Here is a 21791-nt window from a genome sequence, read left to right as displayed (position 1 = left end):
AGAGGAGGGACCCATGGTGAAATTAACTATTTACCATACAAATGATATTCACAGTCATTTGCATGAGTACGAACGTATTTCCGAATATTTAGCTCAAGAGAGACCCAAATTAGATCATCCCTCGCTCTATTTAGATATTGGAGACCATGTTGATTTATCAGCCCCTGTTACAGAAGCTACGATGGGCATAAAGAATGTTGAACTTTTAAATAAAGCACATTGTGATATAGCGACAATTGGGAATAATGAAGGTATGACTATTTCGCATGAAGCTTTAAATACACTTTATGACAATGCAAAATTTGATGTGACGTGTGCGAATGTTTTTGATGAGCAAGGCCAATTACCGCGTAATATCACCTCATCTATAATTAAAGAAATAAACGGTGTGCGTATATTATTTGTTGCAGCAACAGCACCATTCACACCATTCTATAGAGCACTAGACTGGGTCGTTACTGATCCATTAGAAGCAATTAAAGATGAAATTAGCGCTAATGAAGATGCTTATGACTTATTAATCATTATGAGTCACGTAGGTGTGTTCTTTGATGAGAAATTATGCCAAGAAATTCCAGAAATTGATTTAATATTAGGTAGTCATACGCATCATTATTTTGAAAAAGGTGAAATCAATAATGGTGTTTTAATGGCAGCTGCAGGTAAATATGGCCGTTTTATAGGTGAAGTAACATTAGAAATTGAACACGATACAGTTGTAGATAAACATGCAGTGATTTATCCAGTAGAAACATTACCAGAAGTAGTGACACACTTCGAAGCAGAAGGTAAAGCTTTATTAAGCGACGCGGTCATTGATCATCCGATTAACTTACCAAGAAGAACAGATGTCATAACTCAAACGTCTTATATGTTAGCTGAAAGTGTATTTGAATTTACAAATGCAGACTGCACAATCATCAATGCGGGTTTAATTGTAAAAGGTATTTCAGCCAACCAAGTCACGGAATTTGATATTCATCAAATGTTACCTCACCCTATCAATGCAGTACGTATTCGATTAAATGGTTTAGAATTAAAAAATGTTATTATTAAAAGTCAAAAGCAAGAGTACCTTCATGAACACGCGCAAGGCCTAGGCTTCAGAGGAGATATATTTGGTGGTTACGTTCTATATAATTTAGGGCTGATTGAATCTGAATCAAGATACTTTATTAACGGTGAAGAAATTGAAGACGACAAAACTTATGTGCTTGGCACAGTGGATATGTATACATTCGGTCGTTATTTTCCGACTTTAAAAGAACAATCTATCGATTATTTAATGCCAGAGTTTTTAAGAGATATTTACAAAGAAAAATTACTTGGTTATTAAAATATTACATTTTACGTTTTAATTTAATCCGATTTTCGTTATAATGATTACAGATTTCAAATCAGGAGGAATTGTGCGGTTATGGCTACTAAAAATGAAGAAATTTTACGTAAACCCGATTGGTTAAAAATAAAACTGAATACTAACGAAAACTACACTGGTCTCAAGAAAATGATGAGAGAAAAGAATTTAAATACAGTGTGTGAAGAAGCAAAATGTCCTAATATACACGAATGTTGGGGTGAACGTCGAACTGCTACATTTATGATTTTAGGCGCAGTTTGTACACGTGCATGTCGTTTTTGTGCCGTTAAAACAGGATTACCAAATGAGTTAGATTTAGATGAGCCAGAACGCGTGGCAGAATCTGTTGAATTAATGAATTTAAAGCATGTTGTAATTACAGCAGTTGCGCGAGATGATTTAAGAGATGCCGGTTCCAATGTTTATGCTGAAACAGTTCGTAAAGTGCGCGAGCGTAACCCTTATACGTCGATAGAAATATTACCGTCTGATATGGGTGGCGATTACGAAGCATTAGAAACCTTAATGGCTTCAAAGCCAGATATTTTAAACCATAATATTGAAACAGTTCGTCGTTTAACACCTAGAGTTCGTGCTAGAGCGACTTATGACCGTACTTTAGAATTTTTAAGACGTTCTAAAGCATTACAACCTGATATACCAACAAAATCTAGTTTAATGGTGGGCTTAGGTGAAACTCACGAAGAAATTTATGAAACAATGGATGATTTACGTGCAAATGATGTTGATATCTTAACCATTGGTCAATATTTGCAACCTTCACGTAAACATTTAAAAGTTGAAAAATATTATACACCTTTAGAATTTGGTAAATTAAGAAAAGTAGCCATGGATAAAGGATTCAAACATTGCCAAGCAGGACCACTTGTGAGAAGTTCTTATCATGCAGATGAACAAGTTAACGAAGCTGCAAAAGAAAGACATCGTTTAGGTGAAGAAAAACTTGGTGTAGATTCTAATATTTAAATATAGATATTAAATACAAAGACTTAGTTCATTTTGGAAATTAGCGATGCCCGTTAATTAAATGATGGACTAAGTCTTTATTAGCAATAGAAAAGTTATTTTACAGACTTCTCGTATGTAAGTTTAGTATGGTTTTATTAAAAATAACAATTAGATTAGGTGAATATAATGATAAAAGTGAATAGTTTCTATTTTGAAATTATAGAAGAATACCGAGAATGTTTTGATGAAGAATTATTTGCGCAACGGTACGCAGATATTTTAGATAAATATGATTATATCGTCGGAGATTTTGGATATGACCAATTAAGATTAAAAGGCTTCTATAAAGATTCAAATAAAAAGGCAGAATTGAGTAAACGATTCTCAACGATTCAAGATTATTTATTAGAATATTGCAATTTTGGTTGTCCATATTTTATTTTGAAAAAAATTCCAGAGGATGAAGTGCCATCTCAAATTGAAGATGATGATGACGTTGAATTAACATTTGAAAAAAATAAATTACAAGATGTAAAAATCCAGCCGACGATTCAAGATACAGAAAAATAATAGGATGTTATATTCAAGTATATGACAATCTCAACATAGCTAAGTTAGCATCATAGATTAATTCAGTAACTATAAAAATAAATAGATCATAGTATACTAGACTCATAAAGCTGTGTATGATTGAATTTTAAAATACGGACGATAAACCAAAAACACAAAAAGACTACAACCATTTTTATTGGGTTGTAGTCTTTTTGTGTTTTTAATCTGATAGTTTTGGTTTATTTGGTATTTAACATATAACGCGTTTAATTTTTATTTTAATTATTGTATAACTTGGTTAAGATATTCTGTGATTTCATTGCCTTCATCTTCTGTCACCCCTAAGATATGTGCAATATAACCTTCCTCTTCTAAATCATCTGTACCAATAATGCCGAATTTATTTGTCTGCATATTTAAAACGATTGTTTTACCAAAATGGCGATCGGTTTGTACAAGCATTAAATCATAACGGCTAAATTCTCCAACAAATCCTACAAATTGCACCTGTGATGATTCATTATCATCATAAAGATACATATCTATCATATAAACATCCTTTCACAATTGAGCTATGAGATTATTTAATTATTAAGGACAATTCTATATCAAAAAGTCTTGATTTACAGTATAACCATAAATGAATTTGACTGCAAAGGTATGGTATGATGAGAATGATAGGAGTGACGTAGATGTATTTTGTTAATAAAGATAAGTTAGATAAAAAGTTAAATTACTTACAAGAATTAGTTAATGATTATCCTAACCATAAAGATAACCATTACGCATTCGAAAGAATTTCACAAATGTTGATAGAATCATCTGTAGATATTGGTAATATGATTATAGATGGTTTTATTTTAAGAGATCCAGGAAATTACAAAGATGTTATAGATATTTTAGAATTAGAAAATGTTATTTCTAAAGATACACAAAGTAATATCAATCAAACCGTTGATGAAAGAAAACAATTCGTACATTATTATGATGAACTTGAAACGACACAGTTAGTACCACTTTTTGATAGAACGCTTGATTATTATCAACAATTTATTGATGAAGTTATCCAGTTTTTAAAAAATGAAAATGTCCCGATTACAGCATTTGGCCAAAAAGGAGAGAAATAAGCTTTGATGAAACATTATAAAGCGTACCTTATCGATTTAGATGGTACGATGTACAAAGGTAACGAACAAATTGATGGTGCAACACAGTTTATTGAGTATTTAAATAAACATGAGATTCCACATTTATTTGTAACGAATAATTCAACAAAAGAACCTGCCGAAGTAGTAGAAAAATTAAAAGCAATGGGCGTGACAGCTAAGCCAGATGAAGTAGTAACTTCAGCGATAGCTACCGCAGAATATATTGCTGAAGCACACCCAGGAGCTTCAATTTATATGTTGGGTGGCTCTGGTTTAGAACAAGCGTTAACGAATCATGGTTTAGTCATTAAAAATGATGAGTTCGTAGATTACGTAGTTATTGGCTTAGACGAAGCTGTAACTTATGAGAAATTGGCAACTGCTACATTAGGCGTGCGTAATGGGGCGACATTTATATCAACTAATAAAGATGTTTCTATACCGAAAGAACGTGGATTTTTACCGGGAAATGGCGCTATTACAAGCGTTGTATCCACATCGACAGGCGTTCAACCTACATTTATTGGTAAACCAGAACCTATTATTATGAATAAGGCGATGGAGATTTTAGGTTTAGATTGTTCTGAAGTGGCAATGGTGGGCGATTTATATGATACTGATATACTTTCTGGCATCAACGTTAATATGGATACAATTCATGTCCAAACTGGCGTTTCTTCGTTAGATGAAGTAAAACTTAAAGACGTTCCACCGACATACAGTTTTAAAGATTTAAATGAGGTAATCAAAGAACTCGAAATATAGGAGTGATTGAATGCAAAAAATTGTAGTGAGTAGAAAGATTCCAGAAAAATTCATTAAGCAATTAGAAACTATAGGTGAAGTAGAAGTGTGGGATGCATCATATAAGCCTATGCCGCGGGATAAATTTTTAACTGCTTTAAAAGATGCAACAGCATGCTTTGTCACATTGAGTGAAAAAATGGATGAAGAAGTTATTGAAGCTGCACCTAATCTTAAAGTCATAGCAAATATGGCAGTTGGCTATGACAATATTGATGTGCAACTAATGCAAAGCAAAGATATTGTGGTTACTAATACACCAGGCGTTTTGACAGAAACAACAGCAGAATTAGGATTCACTTTAATGCTTGCAGTAGCAAGACGTGTAGTTGAAGCGGAATCGTACGTTCAAAATGGTGAATGGCAAAGTTGGGGTCCGTATTTATTTGCGGGCAAGGATTTATTCCATGCGAACGTCGGTATTTATGGTATGGGGGATATTGGTAAAGCATTTGCGAGACGATTAAAAGGTTTTAACACTAATATTATGTATCATAATAGAACAAGACGCCCAGATGATGAAGAAGCACTTGGTGCCTTATACGTTCCATTTGAAACCTTATTAAAAGAGAGTGACTTTATCGTTTGTACCGCGCCGCTTACAGCAGAAACACGAGACAAATTTGATGAAAAAGCATTTAAAATGATGAAAAATGACGCCGTTTTCATTAATATTGGTAGAGGTGCAATAGTTGATGAAGAAGCGTTAGTATCAGCATTACAAAATGAAGAAATAAAAGCATGTGGTTTAGATGTTTTGAGAGAAGAACCTATTGATATGACGCATCCCTTATTATCAATGAAAAATGCAACTATACTCCCTCATATAGGGAGTGCATCAGTGATTACAAGAGATCGTATGGTACAACTTTGTGTAGATAATATTCAGTTAGTATTAAATGAGAAACAGCCTAAAACACCAGTAACCATAAATTAATTAAAAAAGCAGTTATCGAATTATTCGATAACTGCTTTTTTATATTTTCTTTACACGACTTAAAACATAATATATTTGTAATATAAATTAAAGTGCAAAGTATTTTGGAAAATAATAATTATGACTCTTTTATTTATAGGACATCTAACAATTTTGTTATATAGATGCATAAATATTTAATTGTATTAACGTAGAAAAAATTGTATAATTAATTGATGAAAAAGTTGAATATTTTTATAAAGTTTAACGTACAAAATTTAAAAGTTGATTTAATAAACATATTTAACTATAAATGGATAAAAATAAGAGGTGAAATATGCAAAAGGAAATCAATAAACAACCTTCTTTTCAAACATTCAAACCATGGTTATTAACTATCATGTACTTGGTTATTTTAATAGCCTTATACTTAATTTATGGTACTGGCGATACACATAATAACTTTATATATAATGAATTTTAATGAAGGAGACTAGCATGAAAGACATCATTCAGACAATTATAGAGAATGGAAAAAATTTTCCAGACCAAGTTGCAGTTAAGCACAACGATGAAAGTTTGACATATGAAGCATTAAACCAGTATGCGGACCACCTTGCTGTTATATTAAAAGATACTAAAAGCCCATTGATTTTATATGGGCACATGTCCCCGTATATGATAGTAGGAATGATAGGAAGTATTAAGGCAGGTTGTGGTTATGTACCGATTGATACCTCTATTCCTCAAGAGCGCGTTGTATCTATTATAAATAAAATAGCGCCCCAATATTTATTAAATACGACTGATGCGCAGTTACACATAGAGGGACCATCTATTATTACAACAACAGCATTATTAAACGTAGATGGAGATAGTCCCATAGAAAATAGTATAAATGATTCAGCTATAGCCTATACTATTTTTACATCAGGTTCTACTGGTGAACCTAAAGGCGTACAAATTAGTTATGAAAGTTTGAACCTCTTTACAAATTGGATGATACAACTAAATCAATTAGGATTAAACCAACAGTGGTTAAACCAAGCGCCATTTTCATTTGATCTATCTGTTATGTCTATTTATCCTTGTTTAGCAACAGCAGGGACATTGAACTTAGTAGATAAAACAATGATCAATAAACCTAAGTTATTAAATCAAATGTTAGAAGAAACGCAGATCAATGTATGGGTATCCACTCCTTCTTTTATGGAAATGTGTTTGATGTTACCCCATTTAACAGAAGCGCATTATAGTAGTTTGAAAGAGTTTTTCTTTTGTGGTGAGATGCTCGCTCATAGAACTGCTCAATTATTACAACAACGTTTTCCTTCTGCGTTTATTTATAACACTTACGGACCGACAGAAGCTACTGTAGCAGTAACAAGTGTGTTGATTACTGAAGACATTATTAAAAAATATAACCCTTTACCAGTAGGCATACCACAATCAGGAACAAGTTTAACTTTAACGGAGGAGGGCGAACTTGTAATTTTAGGAAAATGTGTGAGTGAAGGGTATGTTAAAGATAAGACGCGTTCAGAGAAAGTGTTTAAAATGCAAGATGGACAGAAAGCTTACTATACAGGCGATAAAGCACAATTAAAAGACAACCAATGGTTTATAAATGGTCGGATCGATTATCAAATTAAATTAAATGGTTATCGAATGGAACTTGAAGAAATAGAGTGTCAGTTACGTGAAGTAGATTATGTTAGAGAAGCCATTGTTGTGCCAATGTACCGAGACGGGAAAGTGATCAATTTAAATGCTGTAGTTGTTCTTAATCATGTTGAAGACCATATGGATAACCAAACTATAACGCACCAAATAAAAAAGGAATTAAAACGTTTAATTCCTGAGTACATGATTCCTAAAAAGATAACTTATACAGATAAATTACCACTTACAATGAACGGAAAGTTAGATCGTAAGAAGATTGCTGAGGATTTATTGAAATGATTCCATACGGTGACTTTACATTCTTTTTTATAGCATTTTTATTATTAACACCAGTTATCATATTAGGGTTTTTGGGGAAACGTAGCAGAATTTATAATGGTTTAAGTACAGCCATCATGATTATGTTAATATTCTCTTCTGATAAACATAATCTTTTTGGACAAACGTATTTAAGCGTGCAACTAATCAATTTTTTACTTTATATTATATGGCAAGTAGTCATTATTATGTATTATTGGTACGCTCGCGCCAAAAACAATAAAATAACAATATTTATTACAGTCATTACGCTTTCTATCTTACCCCTTGTAATAGTGAAAGTCATGCAGAGTTCATGGTTTGGAGCAGTACAATTAAAACTTCATGAAAACAAAGTAGTTGAGTTTATAGGGTTTTTAGGAATTTCATATGTGACGTTTAAAAGTGTTCAGTTATTAATGGAAATTAGAGATGGTTCAATCAAAGAAGTACGTTTTTGGAAAGTCATACAATTTATATCTTTCTTTCCAACGATTTCTTCAGGGCCGATTGATCGTTACAAGCGATTTGTTAAAGATGAAAATAAAGTTTTAAATGGCAATGACTATAGTAGTTTATTTGCTAAAGCAATCCATTTCATCATGTTAGGTTTTTTATATAAATATATTATTGCATATTTAATACAAACATTTGCTATTAATCCAATGATGCTAGATTTTACAGGTATGATAACAAAGTGGTTGTACATGTATGCTTATAGTTTATATTTATTCTTTGATTTTGCTGGTTATTCATTATTTGCTATCGCATTTAGTTACATATATGGCATTCAAACACCACCAAACTTCAAACAACCATTTAAAGCTAAAAATATTAAAGACTTCTGGAACAGATGGCACATGTCATTGTCTTTTTGGTTTAGAGATTGTATTTACATGCGTTCACTATTTTTTATGTCAAAGAAAAAGTTATTAAAAAATCAATTTGCAATGTCGAATGTTGCTTTTTTCTTAAACTTTTTAATTATGGGTATTTGGCATGGTATTGAAATATATTATATATTATATGGTTTATATCATGCGGCACTATTTATAGGTTATGGTTATTACGAAAAGTGGCGAAAAAAACACCCGCCACGTTGGCAAAATAAATATACCACTGCTTTAAGTATTATTGTGACATTTCATTTTATAACATTTGGTTTTCTTATCTTTTCTGGGAAACTGTTTTAAAATTAGGAGGAATTATAATGGAATTTAGAGAACAAGTATTAGCGTTATTAGCTGAAGTAACTGAAAATAACATCGTGAAAGAAAATCCAGATATCGCATTATTTGAAGAAGGCATTATTGATTCATTTCAAACAGTTGGGCTTTTATTAGAAATTCAAAACCAATTAGAGATTGAAGTTTCTATCATGGACTTTGATAGGGACGAATGGGCAACGCCTAATAAGATAGTAGCGGTACTAGAAGAATTACGATGAAAATAAAACCTTTTACCCCAATTATTATTAGCCTTTGTTTATTTGGAATTTTCTTAATATTACCATCAAGTTGGTTTAGCGGATTAATTACTACAAAAACATTGGAAAAACAACGCATTGCATTATCTGACCAAGTATTAAAAGGTACTTTAATCCAAGACAAAATGTTTCGTTCAAATGCATTTTATCCTATATATGGATCGAGCGAACTAGAAAAAGATGATCCATTTAACCCAGCCATCTTATTACGTGATCAAACGGTATATTCACAACAACCATTTTTAATTGGAACGGGCGGATCTACTGACTTGATTAATGCAATAGAATTAGCAGCACAGTATGACAATTTAAAAGGAAAGAAAATGGCTTTTATTATTTCGCCCCAATGGTTTACGAATCACGGGTTGACGAATAAGAATTTTGATGCGCGCATTTCAAAAACGCAATTAAATCATTTATTTAACCAAAAAAATTTAAGCCCGGAACTTAAACAACGTTACGCGAAGAGATTATTGAGTTTTAAAAATGTATATAATAGAAATTATTTAGAAAAAATGTCTAAAGACAATGTAAGTGAGACAGACCACTATTTATCATCATTTAATACCACTCAATTCGAGAAAATTGAAGCGATCAAATCACGCGTGCCACTTTCAAAAACAGAATTAACAGATACCGAGCCTATTACAGCTCAAGAGGCATCCTGGCAAGCTATTCGTAAGCAAGCTGAAATTCATGGTGCAAAACACTCACAATCAAATGCATTTAAGATTAGAGATGAGTATTGGGACTTAATAAAAGCGCATAAACGCAAAATTAATAGAGATTACGAATTTAATGCGCATTCGCCAGAATTCAAAGATTTAGAGTTACTAGTAGACACAATGCGTGAAGCTGGCGCTGATGTTGAATATATTAGTATCCCTTCAAATGGCAAATGGTATGATCATATTGGCATTCATAAAGAAAAACGTCAAAAAGTGTATGATAAAATTAATCACACTGTTATTAGTCGTGGTGGGCGAATTTATGATATGACAGATAAAGATTATGAACCGTACGTGATTAGTGATGCGGTACATATAGGATGGAAGGGTTGGGCTTATATTAGTGAGCATATTGCGCAACATATGCATCGCTGACTAACAGGTAATAGTATACCTTTATTTATAATTTGAAACATATTTTAAAAATCATGATATAAATGTAACATGAATCGGACCCGAAAATGCTTGCTATAAGCTTATTTTCGGGTCCAATTCGCCAATGCCTAAGTAGGATTATGATGTTTTTAGAAAATGGGCTTGTTGTCTCTCTAAGTGAAGGATTCTAAAGCATTTAAATCTTGTGTTGTTTTTATTTATAAATGAGTTAATAAACTAGAATACTTGTTCTACTTCGACTACTCCAGGTACTTCTTCATGCAAAGCACGCTCGATGCCTGCTTTTAATGTGATTGTTGAACTTGGGCATGTACCGCATGCACCGTGTAATTGAAGTTTAACGATTCCGTCTTCTACATCTACAAGTGAACAGTCGCCACCATCACGTAGTAAGAAGGGACGTAATTTTTCAATAACTTCTGCTACTTGATCAAACATTGTTACGTTTTCAGTTGGCATGGAAATGCCTCCTTTCAAGTATATTATTTCATTTTCTATCTATCTTTTTATTATAATAGATATATAAGAAAAAATCTATCAATCAAGACAAAAGGGGATAAGTTAATATGAATAAAGTAAGTGTAGTCGTTTATGGCGCAGATATTGTGTGTGCGAGTTGTGTCAATGCACCGACAGCTCGAAATACGTATGATTGGTTGCAACCGTTATTAAAAAGAAAATATCCAGATACACAATTTGAATTTACGTATATTGATATTGAAAAAGATACAGAAAATTTAACTGACCATGATCAGCAATATATTGAACGTATTCAAGAAGATGAATTATTCTATCCGCTTGTCACTATGAATGATGAGTATGTTTCAGATGGATATGTTCAACTAAGAGATATCACTCAATTTATGGAGCGTCATTAATTATTTAATAAAGACACGGCCGTGTACTTTTCGAGTTAATGTATTAAAGAAAAGTCAGGTCGTGTCTTTATTTTAATATTATACAAGTTTAGCCATTATGGTATTTATATAACCATAATACGCCTGATTTTAAGATTGAGGCTAACCGACCAGTAACAGTTCGGTCCATAATATATGCAAATCCTTTTTTGTCGCCTAAAGAACCTAAGAACCCTTGAACTTTAAGTTCAGGCATTTTTTCGGGAAGTGGTTTACCTTGCCATTGTAACTTCATCACATCAGCAATTTGATCACCTTGAACTTCTGCAAGTTGTGCACTAGGTGCATGAGGTAAATCTGCACAGTCACCAACAACATATACGTTTTTATAAGTAGGCACTTGGTGATATTGATTTAATATAACGCGCCCATCTTTACTAATATCGATTGGTAGATTTCTAACAATTTCAACGGGTTGGATACCTGCTGTCCATACAATTAAATCTAATTCTTCTGGCACATCATTATTAAAAATCTTACCAGGTTCTACACGATTAATATCAGAATTTGGTACTACAGTTACGTCATTTTTTTTAAACCAATTTTCTATATAACGACTTAACTTTTCAGGAAAACGACGTAAGATACGCTCTCCACGATCATATAGGAAGATTTGTAAGTCTTCACGACTTTCGCGTAATTCACTTGCTAGTTCAATGCCGCTTAAACCAGCGCCTACAATGCCTACCTTAGCCCCGTTAGGTAATTCGCTAATATGGTGAAATGTTTCGCGTGAACTAGATAATGTTTGAATACTATGTGTATATTCCGAAGCGCCTGGAACGTTGTGATATTTGTCCTCACATCCTAGTCCTATAACTAATTCATCATAATCCACTTTCGTATTTCCAACAGAAACTATTTGGTCCTCTAAATTAATATCATTAATTTCTCCATATACGGTGTTAATACGCTCTGAATCTGGGAAATTCATACGAATATCTTTGTCTGACTTTGTGCCAGCAGCTAATTCATAGAATTCTGGTTTCAGACCATGATAAGGCATACGATCAATCAATGTAATAGAATAATTTTCAGGAAGTGCAGATGGTAAAATATGAGACATAATACGCATATTACCATATCCGCCACCTAATAGTACTAAGTTTTTCATTTATGATACCCCTCTAGTAAAAATAGTATTGATCAATTTAATAATAGCATGATGGTTTCGTAATGAACCATCAATGTTATTATCTTATTTTGTCAATGTAAGTTAATAAATATAATGTGGTTAAATCATATTCGTTTTTTCATTGAACGAAACACTAAATTTTAAAATAAGCTTACTTAAAATTATTATATGCTTTTTTGTATACTTCTACAAATAAAGACGATGCGTCATAATTTGTAAAATATAATAATTTTGAATACAAAACGATGATAACAATATATATAAATGCTGTGAATGGCGTTTTATACGAAAATATATATCGCTTTAATTTAATTTTGACAAAAAATTTTAAGCACATAAAAAATACAATCATAAATTTAAAATTTTACGTGTTAGTAAATGCGGTTTAGTATGGAAAAGTTAACATCAATGCAATGATAAAATAAGCAACGTAATTTAAAAAAATACGATTTTAAAAAATTGAATTATATAAGCTAGTATGTAGTCAGTTAGGGATTGTTTTTGTTATAATTATTAAACTGACAATTAATGAGAGGGTGTAATATGAATCCAATAGTTGAGTTCTGCATTTCGAATTTAGCGAAAGGCGGAGATTATGTATATAATCAACTTGAAAATGATCCAGGAGTTGATGTTTTAGAATATGGTTGTTTACAAAACTGTGGTATTTGCTCAAGTGGCTTGTATGCATTAGTAAACGGTGATATCGTTGAAGGAGAATCACCAGACGACTTATTACAAAACATTTATGCACATATAGAAGAAACATGGATTTTCTAAGGAGGTAATTTAAATGGCAGTAATTGAATTAACAGAAGCTGCAGCATATGAAGTTAAAGATATGATGCAACAAAATGATATGCCAGATGGATATTTAAAGCTTAAAGTAAACGGTGGTGGCTGCACAGGATTAACATACGGTATGTCAGCAGAAGCTGAACCAAGTGAAAATGACGAAGTATTTGAATTTCATGGTTTAAAAGTACTGATTGATAAATATGATAAACCTGTATTAGAAGGTACCAAAGTTGATTTTAAACAATCGCTTATGGGCGGTGGCTTCCAAATTGATAATCCAAATGCTATTGCATCTTGTGGTTGTGGTAGCTCATTTAGAACTGCTAAAGTTGCCGGAGCGCCAGAAGATTGTTAATAATATAAAACCAAGCATTCAAAGGCTATAGTTCGACCAAATATAGAGAGAACTATAGCCTTTTATATGTTTATGTGAAATAATAAACAATATGGGTATTACGGCTTGAAAATAAACTGTAAAAACTATAAAATTAGTGTTGGATGAAAAATGTCTTTTTTGTGAAATTCTAAAAATTGTTTAACGTATAAAAAAAGACTGTCGCAACAAAAAAATGATGAAAGTTTAGGTGAATGAAATGGCTCAAGATCGTAAAAAAGTATTAGTTTTAGGCGCTGGTTACGCTGGTTTACAAACTATTACAAAATTACAGAAGCAACTTTCAGCTGATGAAGCTGAGATTACATTAATTAATAAAAATGATTATCACTATGAAGCTACTTGGTTACATGAAGCTTCAGCAGGAACACTTAGTTATGAAGATGCATTATATCCAGTTGAAAGTGTAATTAATAAAAACAAAGTAAACTTTGTTAAAGCAGAAGTTACAAAAATCGACCGTAATGCTAAGAAAGTAGAAACTGATGCAGGTATCTTTGATTTTGATATCCTAGTTGTTGCTTTAGGTTTCGAAAGCGAAACATTTGGTATTAAAGGCATGAAAGACTATGCTTTCCAAATTGAAAATGTATTAACTGCTCGTAAATTAGCACGTCACATCGAAGATAAATTTGCTAACTATGCGGCTTCGAAAGAAAAAGATGACAAAGATTTAGCTATTATCGTTGGTGGCGCAGGATTTACAGGTGTTGAATTCTTAGGTGAATTGACTGATCGTATCCCTGAACTATGTAATAAATATGGTGTTGACCAAACAAAAGTTAAAATTACTTGTGTAGAAGCAGCGCCAAAAATGTTACCACAATTCTCTGACGAATTAGTAAACCATGCTGTAAGTTATTTAGAAAGCAAAGGTGTTGAATTCAAAATTGCAACGCCAATCGTTGCTGCTAATAAAAAAGGTTTTGTAGTAAAAGTTAATGACGAAGAACAACAATTAGAAGCGAATACAGTTGTATGGGCTGCTGGTGTTCGTGGTAGTAAATTAATGGAAGAATCATTTGAAGGTGTTAAACGTGGCCGTATTGTTACTAACCAAGATTTAACTATCGAAGGTTACAATGATATTTTTGTAATTGGTGACTGTTCAGCATTTATTCCTTCTGGAGAAGAGCGTCCATTACCAACAACTGCACAAATTGCAATGCAAGAAGGCGAACATACTGCTAAAAACATTAAAAATATTTTAGAAGGTCAACCAACACAAGAATTTGAATACGTTGACCGTGGTACAGTATGTTCTCTAGGTGCTAATGATGGTGTTGGTGTCGTTTATGGCAAAGACATCCAAGGTAAAAAAGCTGCATTTATGAAAAAAGTCATTGATACTCGTGCAGTATTCAAACTTGGTGGCATTGGCTTAGCATTTAAAAAAGGTAAATTTTAATAATTAAATCATAAGTGTTAGCTATACATTTATGATGATATACATGATAAGGCTGGGGCATAAATAAATGTCTCAGCCTTAAATATAATATTGGCGGCGAAACGTTGTTTCGACAGTAGTTTTACATTTGTTGTTCGATTCAACCATCTGGTTCACACCAAGTGATAATTTCTGGGCCGAAAATCAGAATTTTATTGCACCTCGTCCGTGTCTTTGTTCTACTTAATTTGTAGATTAAAGCGTAAAATTGTGAGATGCTATGAATGAATGGAAATGGAGGATTATGAATGGATGCAGTAATTAATACAACTACAAATTTTGAGAATGATACGCTTATTGTTGGCGTGCCTGAACATTTGAATCAATTAGAGTCAATTAAAGTTGGAGATGATGAATTAAGTGATTTATTATCACCACTAAAACAACATCATATTTTAAGTACGAATATAGGAAAGATTTCTAGTACATTTTTTAAAATAGGCGAGAAAACACATAAACTTATCTCAGTTGGATTAGGAAATATCAAAACGCTCGAGTATAGTGATTATTTGAAAATATTTGGGAATGTATTTCAAGCTTTAAAACAAAGCCGGGTTGATCAGGCTACATTAGTATTTGATTCATTTAAATCTCATCAACATACAAATCAGACCATTGCTGAAATTCTAGGTCAACAAAGTGAACAATCTATCTACACATTTGACGGTTATAAAACAAATAAATCAGCACCTTATCAACTTAAATTAGCTATACATACAAAAGATCAAAGCATAAGCGAATCAGTTGAACAAGGGCATGCAATCGCAACTGCAATTAACTTAGCGCGTGATTATAGTAATATACCTCCTAATATTTTAACGCCTGCATATTATGCAGATTTGATACAACAGCATTTTAGCGAAACTGAAGTTATTGTAGATGTTAAAGACAGTGTGACATTACAAAGTGAAGGGTTTGGACTGGTTCATGCAGTCGGAAAAGCTTCTAAACAAGGACCACGTATTATCACACTTACTTATAACGGGGGGCGTCCAGGGGACAATCCAATTGCGCTTGTAGGAAAAGGTATTACCTATGATTCAGGTGGTTATTCTATTAAATCAAAAACAGGCATGCAAACAATGAAATTTGATATGTGTGGTTCATCTAATGTAATAGGAATGATTGAAGCGGCTCGTCAATTGGCATTGCCAATAAACATTGTTGGTGTGATTGCAGCTGCAGAAAATATGATAAATGAGGAAGCTATGAAACCGGATGATGTTTATACAGCTTTAAGCGGAGAATCTGTAGAAGTATTAAATACAGATGCTGAAGGACGTTTAGTCTTAGGCGATGCTGTTTTTTATGCAAATCAATTTGAACCGCAAGTTATTTTAGATTTTGCGACATTGACTGGGGCAGCAGTTGCAGCGCTAGGCGAAGATAAAGCCGCAGTGTTTAATAAAAATGCGACAACGTCATTAAATGCTATTCTGGAGCAAGCTAAGACAATGGATGAAATGGTATTTGAACTCCCTATGACTGCAACAGAACAAGCATTGATTAGAAAGAGTGCTGTTGCTGATTTAGTTAATCATACAAATGGGCAAGGTAAAGCTTTATTTGCCGCAACATTTATAAATCATTTCGCTGGTGACACCCCGCATTTACATTTTGATATTGCAGGCCCGGCTACAACGAATCAGCCATCATATAAAGGTCCAGCAGGCCCAACAGGTTACTTGATATTATCTATCGTTCAATGGTTGAGGACATTATGAGATAAAAAAACGTATTAAAAATAGGAACATGAATTAATAGTCGCGAGATAGGAATCATATGGTCTAAATTGAATTTCGTGGCTCCGCTTTAGCAAGCATGTTTAGACAAAAGTGTACAAAATCTAGAGTCTTGTGTAAGTACTATGCATTTTCATAAAGCGTAATATGAGCCAAAACGTTTTAAAGGGTATTCGAGGTTGAAACATTATTTATTATGTTTTAACCTCTTTGTTTATATTGTTGTAATGAAACGCAACCATACGAATGATATATTGTTTGGTTAAATATGAGAAAAATATGATTGACAATTCAGGTACTAATTGTTAATATAAATCTCGTGATACTTTAGTTCGATAACGTAATAAAGGAGATGTGCTTTTGTGATAAATGCAGTTGTTATAGCAGTTATACTGATGATTGTACTATGTTTATGCAGATTAAATGTAGTTATAAGTTTATTTATCAGTGCTTTAGTAGGCGGTTTGATTGCAGGTATGAGTATCACTGATATTGTATCTGTATTCGGTGAAAATATTGTCGATGGCGCCGAAGTGGCATTGAGTTATGCGCTATTAGGTGGATTCGCTGCTTTGATTTCTTATAGCGGTATTACAGACTATTTAGTGAATAAGATTATCAACGCGATTCATGCAGAAAATAATAAAATGTCACGTATTAAAGTTAAAATTATTATTATGGGCGCATTACTCATCATGAGTATCATGAGCCAAAACTTAATACCTGTACATATTGCATTTATTCCAATTGTAATCCCTCCATTAATAAGTTTGTTCAACGAACTTAATATAGATAGAAGACAGATAGCAATTATCATCGGTTTTGGTTTATGTTGGCCTTATGTATTACTACCGTATGGTTTCGGTCAAATTTTCCATCAAATCATCCAAAGTGGGTTTTCTAAAGCGAATCACCCAATTGAGATGGGGATGATTTGGAAAGCTATGTTAATTCCATCGTTAGGCTATATTGTTGGCTTGATAGCTGGTATTTATTATTATAGAAAACCAAGACAATATGCAGAACATAAAGATATTAAAGATATGAGCCAAATTGAAATTAAACCCTATATATTAGGCGTAACTATCATTTCTATCATTGCTACATTTTTAGTACAAATGTTTACGGATTCAATGATTTTTGGTGCATTAGCTGGCGTACTTGTTTTCTTTGCTTCACGCGCTTACAAATGGACTGAATTAGATGAAAAATTTGTAGATGGCATTAAAATTATGTCATTTATTGGTGTAGTCATTTTATCTGCAAATGGTTTCGCAGGTGTGATGAATGAAACAGGGGATATAGGCAAGCTGGTTGATAGTATAAGCGGGGTGATTGGAGATAATAAATTAATTAGCATTATTGTAATGTATATTATTGGATTAGTTGTAACCCTAGGTATAGGTTCTTCATTTGCTACAATTCCAATTATTGCTACGTTATTTGTACCGTTAGGTGAATCTTTAGGTTTAAGTACCATGGCATTAATCGCTTTAATAGGTACGGCAAGTGCTTTAGGGGACTCAGGTTCTCCAGCAAGTGACTCTACATTAGGGCCAACAGCAGGTTTAGATGTTGATGGACAACATGATCACATTCGTGATACTTGTATCCCCAACTTTGTGTTTTATAACATTCCATTAATTATTTTTGGCACGATTGCAGCTATGATATTATAAACTTAATAATATGAAAATGAGGTGTCTTGAGTGACAAACATGCTTGATGTAATGAAAATAAAAGTAGAACGACAAGAACACGGGCTTATGGTTATGTCTATGCCAGTAACAGATGAAGTGAAGCAACCATTCGGCTTCCTGCATGGCGGCGCAAGTTTAGCGCTTGGTGAGACCGCATGTTCGATGGGAGCAGCCGATATCATTGATACGGACCACTATATCCCGTTAGGTTTAGAAATGAATGCGAATCACATAGGTTCCACTACTAAAGGCACAATATTTGCGACAGCTACAATTATACATGAGGGCAGTACAACGCAAGTATGGAATATAGATATTAAAGATGATACAGATAGATTGATTTGTGTCATGAGAGGCACGATTGCGATTAAGCCACGTAAACGCAATAAATAACGAAGTATAAATTAATTGACGATTTATAGAATTACGCTAACATGTATTTGAAAAAATAACTATAATAGACAGGCATATGAAACCAAATTAACTATTTGCGTTTCATGTGCCTGTTTTTTTAATTGATTATCTTATTTTTTCTTTTAATAATAATAAGGCGCCAATGCGGTTGGCAGCTTCACGCCCACCCATGATATTCCTTGCAAAAGGACCAAGTTGTAAGTCAGCTAAACCACCTGCCACAAATAAATTGGGCAACCATTCTAAATTGGTAGTGATGGAAGGTAAGCCTGCATTTGAGACTGGTGCGTTATATAGTTGAACTAACTGCTTAATTATTGGTTGTTGCATGATTGTATCTTTAAACCCGGTAGCTAAAAAGATGTGGTCGTAATATATGGAATGATGGTCTGTATAAATATGATGGCGATGAATTTCTTTTAATTCATTTATATGAATCATTAACCGGCCTTGTTTAACATATTTTTTAAGCCTTAGATACAACTCCTTAGGCATAGAACCTTGATGTCTTTCCTCTTTTATAATTGCTAATTTGGTTTTAGGATCAACAATATTATTGAAGGGCGTCATTTTTTTAGGGCCTAGCCAACCAGCATCTGCATCAAAATCATGCACATCAAGAGGTTTATTTGTCCAAAGATGAATGATTGAATGTGCCTGTTTTTTTAATAATTTTAAAGTTAAATGTGCCGCTGAAATACCACTGCCAACTACATGAGAAACGATTTTATCGATATCTATCTCTGAATCAAATATATGGGAGACGTCAGGTGCATTTTTAAATGTGGACGGTATGTATGGCTCATGATTACAACCATTAGCGATAACAACATAATCCGACTTTAGAAATTGTTGATTTGAAAGCCTAACGCACCATTGTTTTTCTTTGAGTATAATTTGATTAGCAAAAGCAACCGTGTGACTCTGATTCAGTTCAAATTCGTGTAAAAGACTATGAATATGGTCCATAAATAAATTTCTGTTGGGGCGTTTGTATGAACCATAGCTAGCATTAACATATTGATGATATTTAGCGAATTGATTTAAATGAAAAGGGTTAGGGTGAATATGATGTACACATGGAGATCGCAAATAGGGCATTTCAATCCTTTTTGTATAATGATTAAACTGTTCGCAAAGACTATGATGTGGATCAATAATATTCAACTCATGTGTCTTAATGCCTAAAGTCTTTAGTTTGATAGCAATTGTTACTGCCTGAATACCGCCGCCGATGATTGTCCAAGTAGACATTATTCCAACTCCTTTAAAACGAAATTATTACGATTTAATATATCATTGAATTGAGCAATAATCAATATTTTATAAAGCTCTAATGTGAAATGAGCGGTCTGGAAAATAAAAAGATCAGTATGAGATAGTGTTGTTTTTCGAAAAAAGTAGCTTATTGCTCCAATTTGCTTGTAACAAAGCATCTGGAGTTAAACTTGAAGTTTTAATATGGAGGGTGGTTAGGGAGTGAGGCGAGGCTTTGGTATATAAAACATTTCAGCTTTGAATATCGTATTGGGAGCATCTGACTGTTAAAGCGATACTTTTTCATTTATGAAGATGAGTAGCACTTTAGCAAGGGTTTAAGCTCGTGTAACGCTTTGTGAAGGTGAATCACTTTTATGTAAGTGTTAGTAAGGTAGTATAAACATTACTGTTAATTTTAAATCATAAAAATAACCCCCTCTAACGTTTTCACTGTTTAAGTGTTTCTTTAGAGGGAGTATATCGAATGAAGGTGTTATAACTCCATTGTTCATTGTTATATATGCATTATTTAACGGTGTTATAATTTAGTGTCTTTTAAGTCTTCTTGAATATCATCCCGCTTTGTTCTTTTAGCAGCAGGTGTGCTTAAATTATAAGCAGCTTTGATTATAAGATGACTTGCTAACGGACCAGTAATTAAAATAAATAGTATACCAATCAGCAACTGCATATTTACGTATCCTTCGCGTCCGATAAAGTATAAGAAAACGCCACTAATTAATAACATTGCACCTAATGTAGCAGCTTTACCAGCAGCATGTGCTCTAGAATATACGTCATCTAAACGTAAGAGACCAATAGCAGCGAGTGCGCTAATAAGTGAGCCGAGTATAACCAATATAAGTGCAATACTAATGATGATCGTTGTTATCATGCTCAATCACCTTACCTTTATCCATATATTTGGCGAAAACGGCAGTGCCTAAGAATGCTAGAATACCAATTAATAGGATGGCAACCATCATATATTTAGTACCTAAGAAAATACTAAATAGCGCTACAATCGCCATTAATTGTATTCCCATAGCATCGAGTGCTACAACCCTATCAGCAAGAGAAGGTCCGATAATAACACGAACTAGCATACCTAACATGGATAATGCAACGATAACTAATGCAACGATTAATATAATATTGTAGTTCATTCATATTCGCCTACCTCTCTTACCACTTTTTCAAGGGATGATTTAATACCTTCAATCTCTTCTTCTTTTGTACTGAAATCAATACTGTGTACATATATTTTTGTACGATCATCACTGACGCCTAAAACAATAGTTCCGGGTGTAAGTGTAATTAAATTTGATAATAAAGCAATCTGCCAATCCTTTTTCAAATCTGTGGGATATATAAAGAAGGCAGGTTCGTTGTTAAGTTTAGGTTTAGTAACGATGCGAATGACATCGATATTAGCTTTTATTAGTTCTATTAAGAATACGAAAAACAATTTAATTATTTTATAAACCGTAATAATATAAAATCTGCCGGGTAAAACACCGCGCATTAGGAATACTAGCAATAGAGCAAATAGATAACCTAATAGAAAATTATTAAATGTATAACTGCCAGTAACAAATAACCAAAAAACAGATAACATTAAATTGACTAATATTTGAATTGCCAT

At 33.0% G+C, this 21791-nt stretch carries 25 protein-coding genes; 18 read left to right on the top strand and 7 right to left on the bottom strand.

Annotated features, from left to right (window positions below; genetic code table 11):
• Positions 1–16 precede the first annotated feature (16 nt).
• From IEU88_RS09870 to IEU88_RS09860, 3 genes are all read left to right on the top strand, one after another.
• Entirely contained in the window at positions 17–1336 is a 1320-nt protein-coding gene (locus tag IEU88_RS09870) for a bifunctional metallophosphatase/5'-nucleotidase (RefSeq protein WP_096811231.1), read from the top strand.
• A gap of 81 nt (positions 1337–1417) precedes the next feature.
• On the top strand, positions 1418–2347 hold the full coding sequence (gene lipA, locus IEU88_RS09865) for a lipoyl synthase (protein WP_096810540.1): 930 nt from the start codon (positions 1418–1420) through the stop codon (positions 2345–2347).
• Between the two features lie 168 nt (positions 2348–2515).
• Positions 2516–2899 (top strand): YutD family protein, encoded by a 384-nt coding sequence (locus IEU88_RS09860; protein WP_096810539.1) that lies wholly within the window; start codon positions 2516–2518, stop codon positions 2897–2899.
• Positions 2900–3163: 264 nt separating this feature from the next.
• Here IEU88_RS09860 and IEU88_RS09855 read toward each other — a convergent pair whose 3' ends face one another.
• The gene (locus IEU88_RS09855; RefSeq protein ID WP_096810538.1) at positions 3164–3430 is read right to left on the bottom strand and encodes a DUF3055 domain-containing protein; all 267 of its coding nucleotides are present in this window, start codon (positions 3428–3430) and stop codon (positions 3164–3166) included.
• Between the two features lie 143 nt (positions 3431–3573).
• On the opposite strand from IEU88_RS09855, the gene IEU88_RS09850 reads away from it, so the two are divergent.
• The 8 genes from IEU88_RS09850 to dltD all read left to right on the top strand — a co-directional run bounded on the left by IEU88_RS09850 (position 3574) and on the right by dltD (position 10318).
• Complete coding sequence (locus tag IEU88_RS09850) at positions 3574–4008, top strand: DUF86 domain-containing protein (RefSeq protein ID WP_096810537.1); 435 nt, start codon at positions 3574–3576, stop codon at positions 4006–4008.
• Between the two features lie 6 nt (positions 4009–4014).
• Complete coding sequence (nucF, locus tag IEU88_RS09845) at positions 4015–4794, top strand: 5' nucleotidase NucF (RefSeq protein ID WP_096811230.1); 780 nt, start codon at positions 4015–4017, stop codon at positions 4792–4794.
• 10 nt (positions 4795–4804) lie between these two features.
• Positions 4805–5770, top strand: coding sequence for a 2-hydroxyacid dehydrogenase (locus IEU88_RS09840; protein ID WP_103373661.1), 966 nt, complete (start codon positions 4805–4807; stop codon positions 5768–5770).
• Between the two features lie 316 nt (positions 5771–6086).
• Complete coding sequence (locus IEU88_RS09835; RefSeq protein ID WP_096810535.1) at positions 6087–6233, top strand: teichoic acid D-Ala incorporation-associated protein DltX; 147 nt, start codon at positions 6087–6089, stop codon at positions 6231–6233.
• Positions 6234–6247: 14 nt separating this feature from the next.
• Entirely contained in the window at positions 6248–7711 is a 1464-nt protein-coding gene (gene dltA, locus IEU88_RS09830; protein ID WP_107644523.1) for a D-alanine--poly(phosphoribitol) ligase subunit DltA, read from the top strand.
• On the top strand, positions 7708–8922 hold the full coding sequence (gene dltB / locus IEU88_RS09825) for a D-alanyl-lipoteichoic acid biosynthesis protein DltB (RefSeq protein WP_103373625.1): 1215 nt from the start codon (positions 7708–7710) through the stop codon (positions 8920–8922). The genes dltA and dltB overlap by 4 nt, the downstream gene beginning before the upstream one ends.
• 17 nt (positions 8923–8939) lie before the next feature.
• A complete protein-coding gene (gene dltC / locus IEU88_RS09820) occupies positions 8940–9176 on the top strand; it encodes a D-alanine--poly(phosphoribitol) ligase subunit 2 (RefSeq protein WP_096810532.1) in 237 nt (78 codons plus the stop codon).
• Complete coding sequence (gene dltD, locus IEU88_RS09815) at positions 9173–10318, top strand: D-alanyl-lipoteichoic acid biosynthesis protein DltD (RefSeq protein WP_115359576.1); 1146 nt, start codon at positions 9173–9175, stop codon at positions 10316–10318. The genes dltC and dltD overlap by 4 nt, the downstream gene beginning before the upstream one ends.
• A gap of 237 nt (positions 10319–10555) precedes the next feature.
• Here dltD and IEU88_RS09810 read toward each other — a convergent pair whose 3' ends face one another.
• Complete coding sequence (locus tag IEU88_RS09810) at positions 10556–10798, bottom strand: NifU family protein (RefSeq protein ID WP_019469675.1); 243 nt, start codon at positions 10796–10798, stop codon at positions 10556–10558.
• A gap of 107 nt (positions 10799–10905) precedes the next feature.
• Here IEU88_RS09810 and IEU88_RS09805 point away from each other — a divergent pair, with 107 nt between their 5' ends.
• Positions 10906–11217, top strand: coding sequence for a YuzD family protein (locus IEU88_RS09805; protein ID WP_096810530.1), 312 nt, complete (start codon positions 10906–10908; stop codon positions 11215–11217).
• A gap of 88 nt (positions 11218–11305) precedes the next feature.
• Here the strand turns inward: IEU88_RS09805 and IEU88_RS09800 are convergent, their stop codons facing one another.
• Positions 11306–12370, bottom strand: a complete 1065-nt coding sequence (locus IEU88_RS09800; RefSeq protein ID WP_096810529.1) for an NAD(P)/FAD-dependent oxidoreductase — start codon at positions 12368–12370, stop codon at positions 11306–11308.
• Positions 12371–12934: 564 nt separating this feature from the next.
• On the opposite strand from IEU88_RS09800, the gene IEU88_RS09795 reads away from it, so the two are divergent.
• The 6 genes from IEU88_RS09795 to IEU88_RS09770 all read left to right on the top strand — a co-directional run bounded on the left by IEU88_RS09795 (position 12935) and on the right by IEU88_RS09770 (position 18865).
• Positions 12935–13171 (top strand): YuzB family protein, encoded by a 237-nt coding sequence (locus tag IEU88_RS09795; RefSeq protein WP_096810528.1) that lies wholly within the window; start codon positions 12935–12937, stop codon positions 13169–13171.
• 13 nt (positions 13172–13184) lie between these two features.
• Positions 13185–13544: a HesB/IscA family protein gene (locus tag IEU88_RS09790; RefSeq protein ID WP_103372648.1), complete on the top strand. Its 360-nt coding sequence runs from the start codon at positions 13185–13187 to the stop codon at positions 13542–13544.
• 238 nt (positions 13545–13782) lie between these two features.
• Positions 13783–14991, top strand: coding sequence for an NAD(P)/FAD-dependent oxidoreductase (locus IEU88_RS09785; protein ID WP_096810526.1), 1209 nt, complete (start codon positions 13783–13785; stop codon positions 14989–14991).
• A 287-nt stretch (positions 14992–15278) separates the two neighbouring features.
• Positions 15279–16754, top strand: a complete 1476-nt coding sequence (locus tag IEU88_RS09780) for a M17 family metallopeptidase (protein WP_103372647.1) — start codon at positions 15279–15281, stop codon at positions 16752–16754.
• Positions 16755–17134: 380 nt separating this feature from the next.
• The gene (locus IEU88_RS09775) at positions 17135–18451 is read left to right on the top strand and encodes a Na+/H+ antiporter family protein (RefSeq protein ID WP_096810524.1); all 1317 of its coding nucleotides are present in this window, start codon (positions 17135–17137) and stop codon (positions 18449–18451) included.
• A 30-nt stretch (positions 18452–18481) separates the two neighbouring features.
• Positions 18482–18865 (top strand): PaaI family thioesterase, encoded by a 384-nt coding sequence (locus IEU88_RS09770; RefSeq protein ID WP_103372646.1) that lies wholly within the window; start codon positions 18482–18484, stop codon positions 18863–18865.
• A gap of 126 nt (positions 18866–18991) precedes the next feature.
• Here the strand turns inward: IEU88_RS09770 and IEU88_RS09765 are convergent, their stop codons facing one another.
• From IEU88_RS09765 to IEU88_RS09750, 4 genes are all read right to left on the bottom strand, one after another.
• On the bottom strand, positions 18992–20140 hold the full coding sequence (locus tag IEU88_RS09765) for an FAD/NAD(P)-binding protein (RefSeq protein ID WP_096810522.1): 1149 nt from the start codon (positions 20138–20140) through the stop codon (positions 18992–18994).
• A 544-nt stretch (positions 20141–20684) separates the two neighbouring features.
• Entirely contained in the window at positions 20685–21041 is a 357-nt protein-coding gene (locus IEU88_RS09760; RefSeq protein WP_096810521.1) for a Na+/H+ antiporter subunit G1, read from the bottom strand.
• Complete coding sequence (locus tag IEU88_RS09755) at positions 21019–21312, bottom strand: Na(+)/H(+) antiporter subunit F1 (RefSeq protein ID WP_096810520.1); 294 nt, start codon at positions 21310–21312, stop codon at positions 21019–21021. The genes IEU88_RS09760 and IEU88_RS09755 overlap by 23 nt, the downstream gene beginning before the upstream one ends.
• Positions 21309–21791, bottom strand: a complete 483-nt coding sequence (locus IEU88_RS09750) for a Na+/H+ antiporter subunit E (protein ID WP_096810519.1) — start codon at positions 21789–21791, stop codon at positions 21309–21311. The genes IEU88_RS09755 and IEU88_RS09750 overlap by 4 nt, the downstream gene beginning before the upstream one ends.

Source organism: Staphylococcus nepalensis (genome assembly GCF_014635045.1).
In the GTDB taxonomy this organism is placed as follows: Bacteria; Bacillota; Bacilli; order Staphylococcales; family Staphylococcaceae; genus Staphylococcus; species Staphylococcus nepalensis.
This window is presented reverse-complemented; position numbering and strand designations above follow the sequence as displayed.

Excerpts from the sequence above, each read along its gene's own strand:
- lipA (WP_096810540.1), top strand. The coding sequence starts at position 1,418 with ATGGCTACTAAAAATGAAGAAATTTTACGTAAACCCGATTGGTTAAAA.
- IEU88_RS09860 (WP_096810539.1), top strand. The coding sequence starts at position 2,516 with ATGATAAAAGTGAATAGTTTCTATTTTGAAATTATAGAAGAATACCGA.
- IEU88_RS09855 (WP_096810538.1), bottom strand. The coding sequence starts at position 3,430 with ATGATAGATATGTATCTTTATGATGATAATGAATCATCACAGGTGCAA.
- IEU88_RS09850 (WP_096810537.1), top strand. The coding sequence starts at position 3,574 with ATGTATTTTGTTAATAAAGATAAGTTAGATAAAAAGTTAAATTACTTA.
- nucF (WP_096811230.1), top strand. The coding sequence starts at position 4,015 with ATGAAACATTATAAAGCGTACCTTATCGATTTAGATGGTACGATGTAC.
- IEU88_RS09840 (WP_103373661.1), top strand. The coding sequence starts at position 4,805 with ATGCAAAAAATTGTAGTGAGTAGAAAGATTCCAGAAAAATTCATTAAG.
- IEU88_RS09835 (WP_096810535.1), top strand. The coding sequence starts at position 6,087 with ATGCAAAAGGAAATCAATAAACAACCTTCTTTTCAAACATTCAAACCA.
- dltA (WP_107644523.1), top strand. The coding sequence starts at position 6,248 with ATGAAAGACATCATTCAGACAATTATAGAGAATGGAAAAAATTTTCCA.
- dltB (WP_103373625.1), top strand. The coding sequence starts at position 7,708 with ATGATTCCATACGGTGACTTTACATTCTTTTTTATAGCATTTTTATTA.
- dltC (WP_096810532.1), top strand. The coding sequence starts at position 8,940 with ATGGAATTTAGAGAACAAGTATTAGCGTTATTAGCTGAAGTAACTGAA.
- dltD (WP_115359576.1), top strand. The coding sequence starts at position 9,173 with ATGAAAATAAAACCTTTTACCCCAATTATTATTAGCCTTTGTTTATTT.
- IEU88_RS09810 (WP_019469675.1), bottom strand. The coding sequence starts at position 10,798 with ATGCCAACTGAAAACGTAACAATGTTTGATCAAGTAGCAGAAGTTATT.
- IEU88_RS09805 (WP_096810530.1), top strand. The coding sequence starts at position 10,906 with ATGAATAAAGTAAGTGTAGTCGTTTATGGCGCAGATATTGTGTGTGCG.
- IEU88_RS09800 (WP_096810529.1), bottom strand. The coding sequence starts at position 12,370 with ATGAAAAACTTAGTACTATTAGGTGGCGGATATGGTAATATGCGTATT.
- IEU88_RS09795 (WP_096810528.1), top strand. The coding sequence starts at position 12,935 with ATGAATCCAATAGTTGAGTTCTGCATTTCGAATTTAGCGAAAGGCGGA.
- IEU88_RS09790 (WP_103372648.1), top strand. The coding sequence starts at position 13,185 with ATGGCAGTAATTGAATTAACAGAAGCTGCAGCATATGAAGTTAAAGAT.
- IEU88_RS09785 (WP_096810526.1), top strand. The coding sequence starts at position 13,783 with ATGGCTCAAGATCGTAAAAAAGTATTAGTTTTAGGCGCTGGTTACGCT.
- IEU88_RS09780 (WP_103372647.1), top strand. The coding sequence starts at position 15,279 with ATGGATGCAGTAATTAATACAACTACAAATTTTGAGAATGATACGCTT.
- IEU88_RS09765 (WP_096810522.1), bottom strand. The coding sequence starts at position 20,140 with ATGTCTACTTGGACAATCATCGGCGGCGGTATTCAGGCAGTAACAATT.
- IEU88_RS09760 (WP_096810521.1), bottom strand. The coding sequence starts at position 21,041 with ATGATAACAACGATCATCATTAGTATTGCACTTATATTGGTTATACTC.
- IEU88_RS09755 (WP_096810520.1), bottom strand. The coding sequence starts at position 21,312 with ATGAACTACAATATTATATTAATCGTTGCATTAGTTATCGTTGCATTA.
- IEU88_RS09750 (WP_096810519.1), bottom strand. The coding sequence starts at position 21,791 with ATGGCAATTCAAATATTAGTCAATTTAATGTTATCTGTTTTTTGGTTA.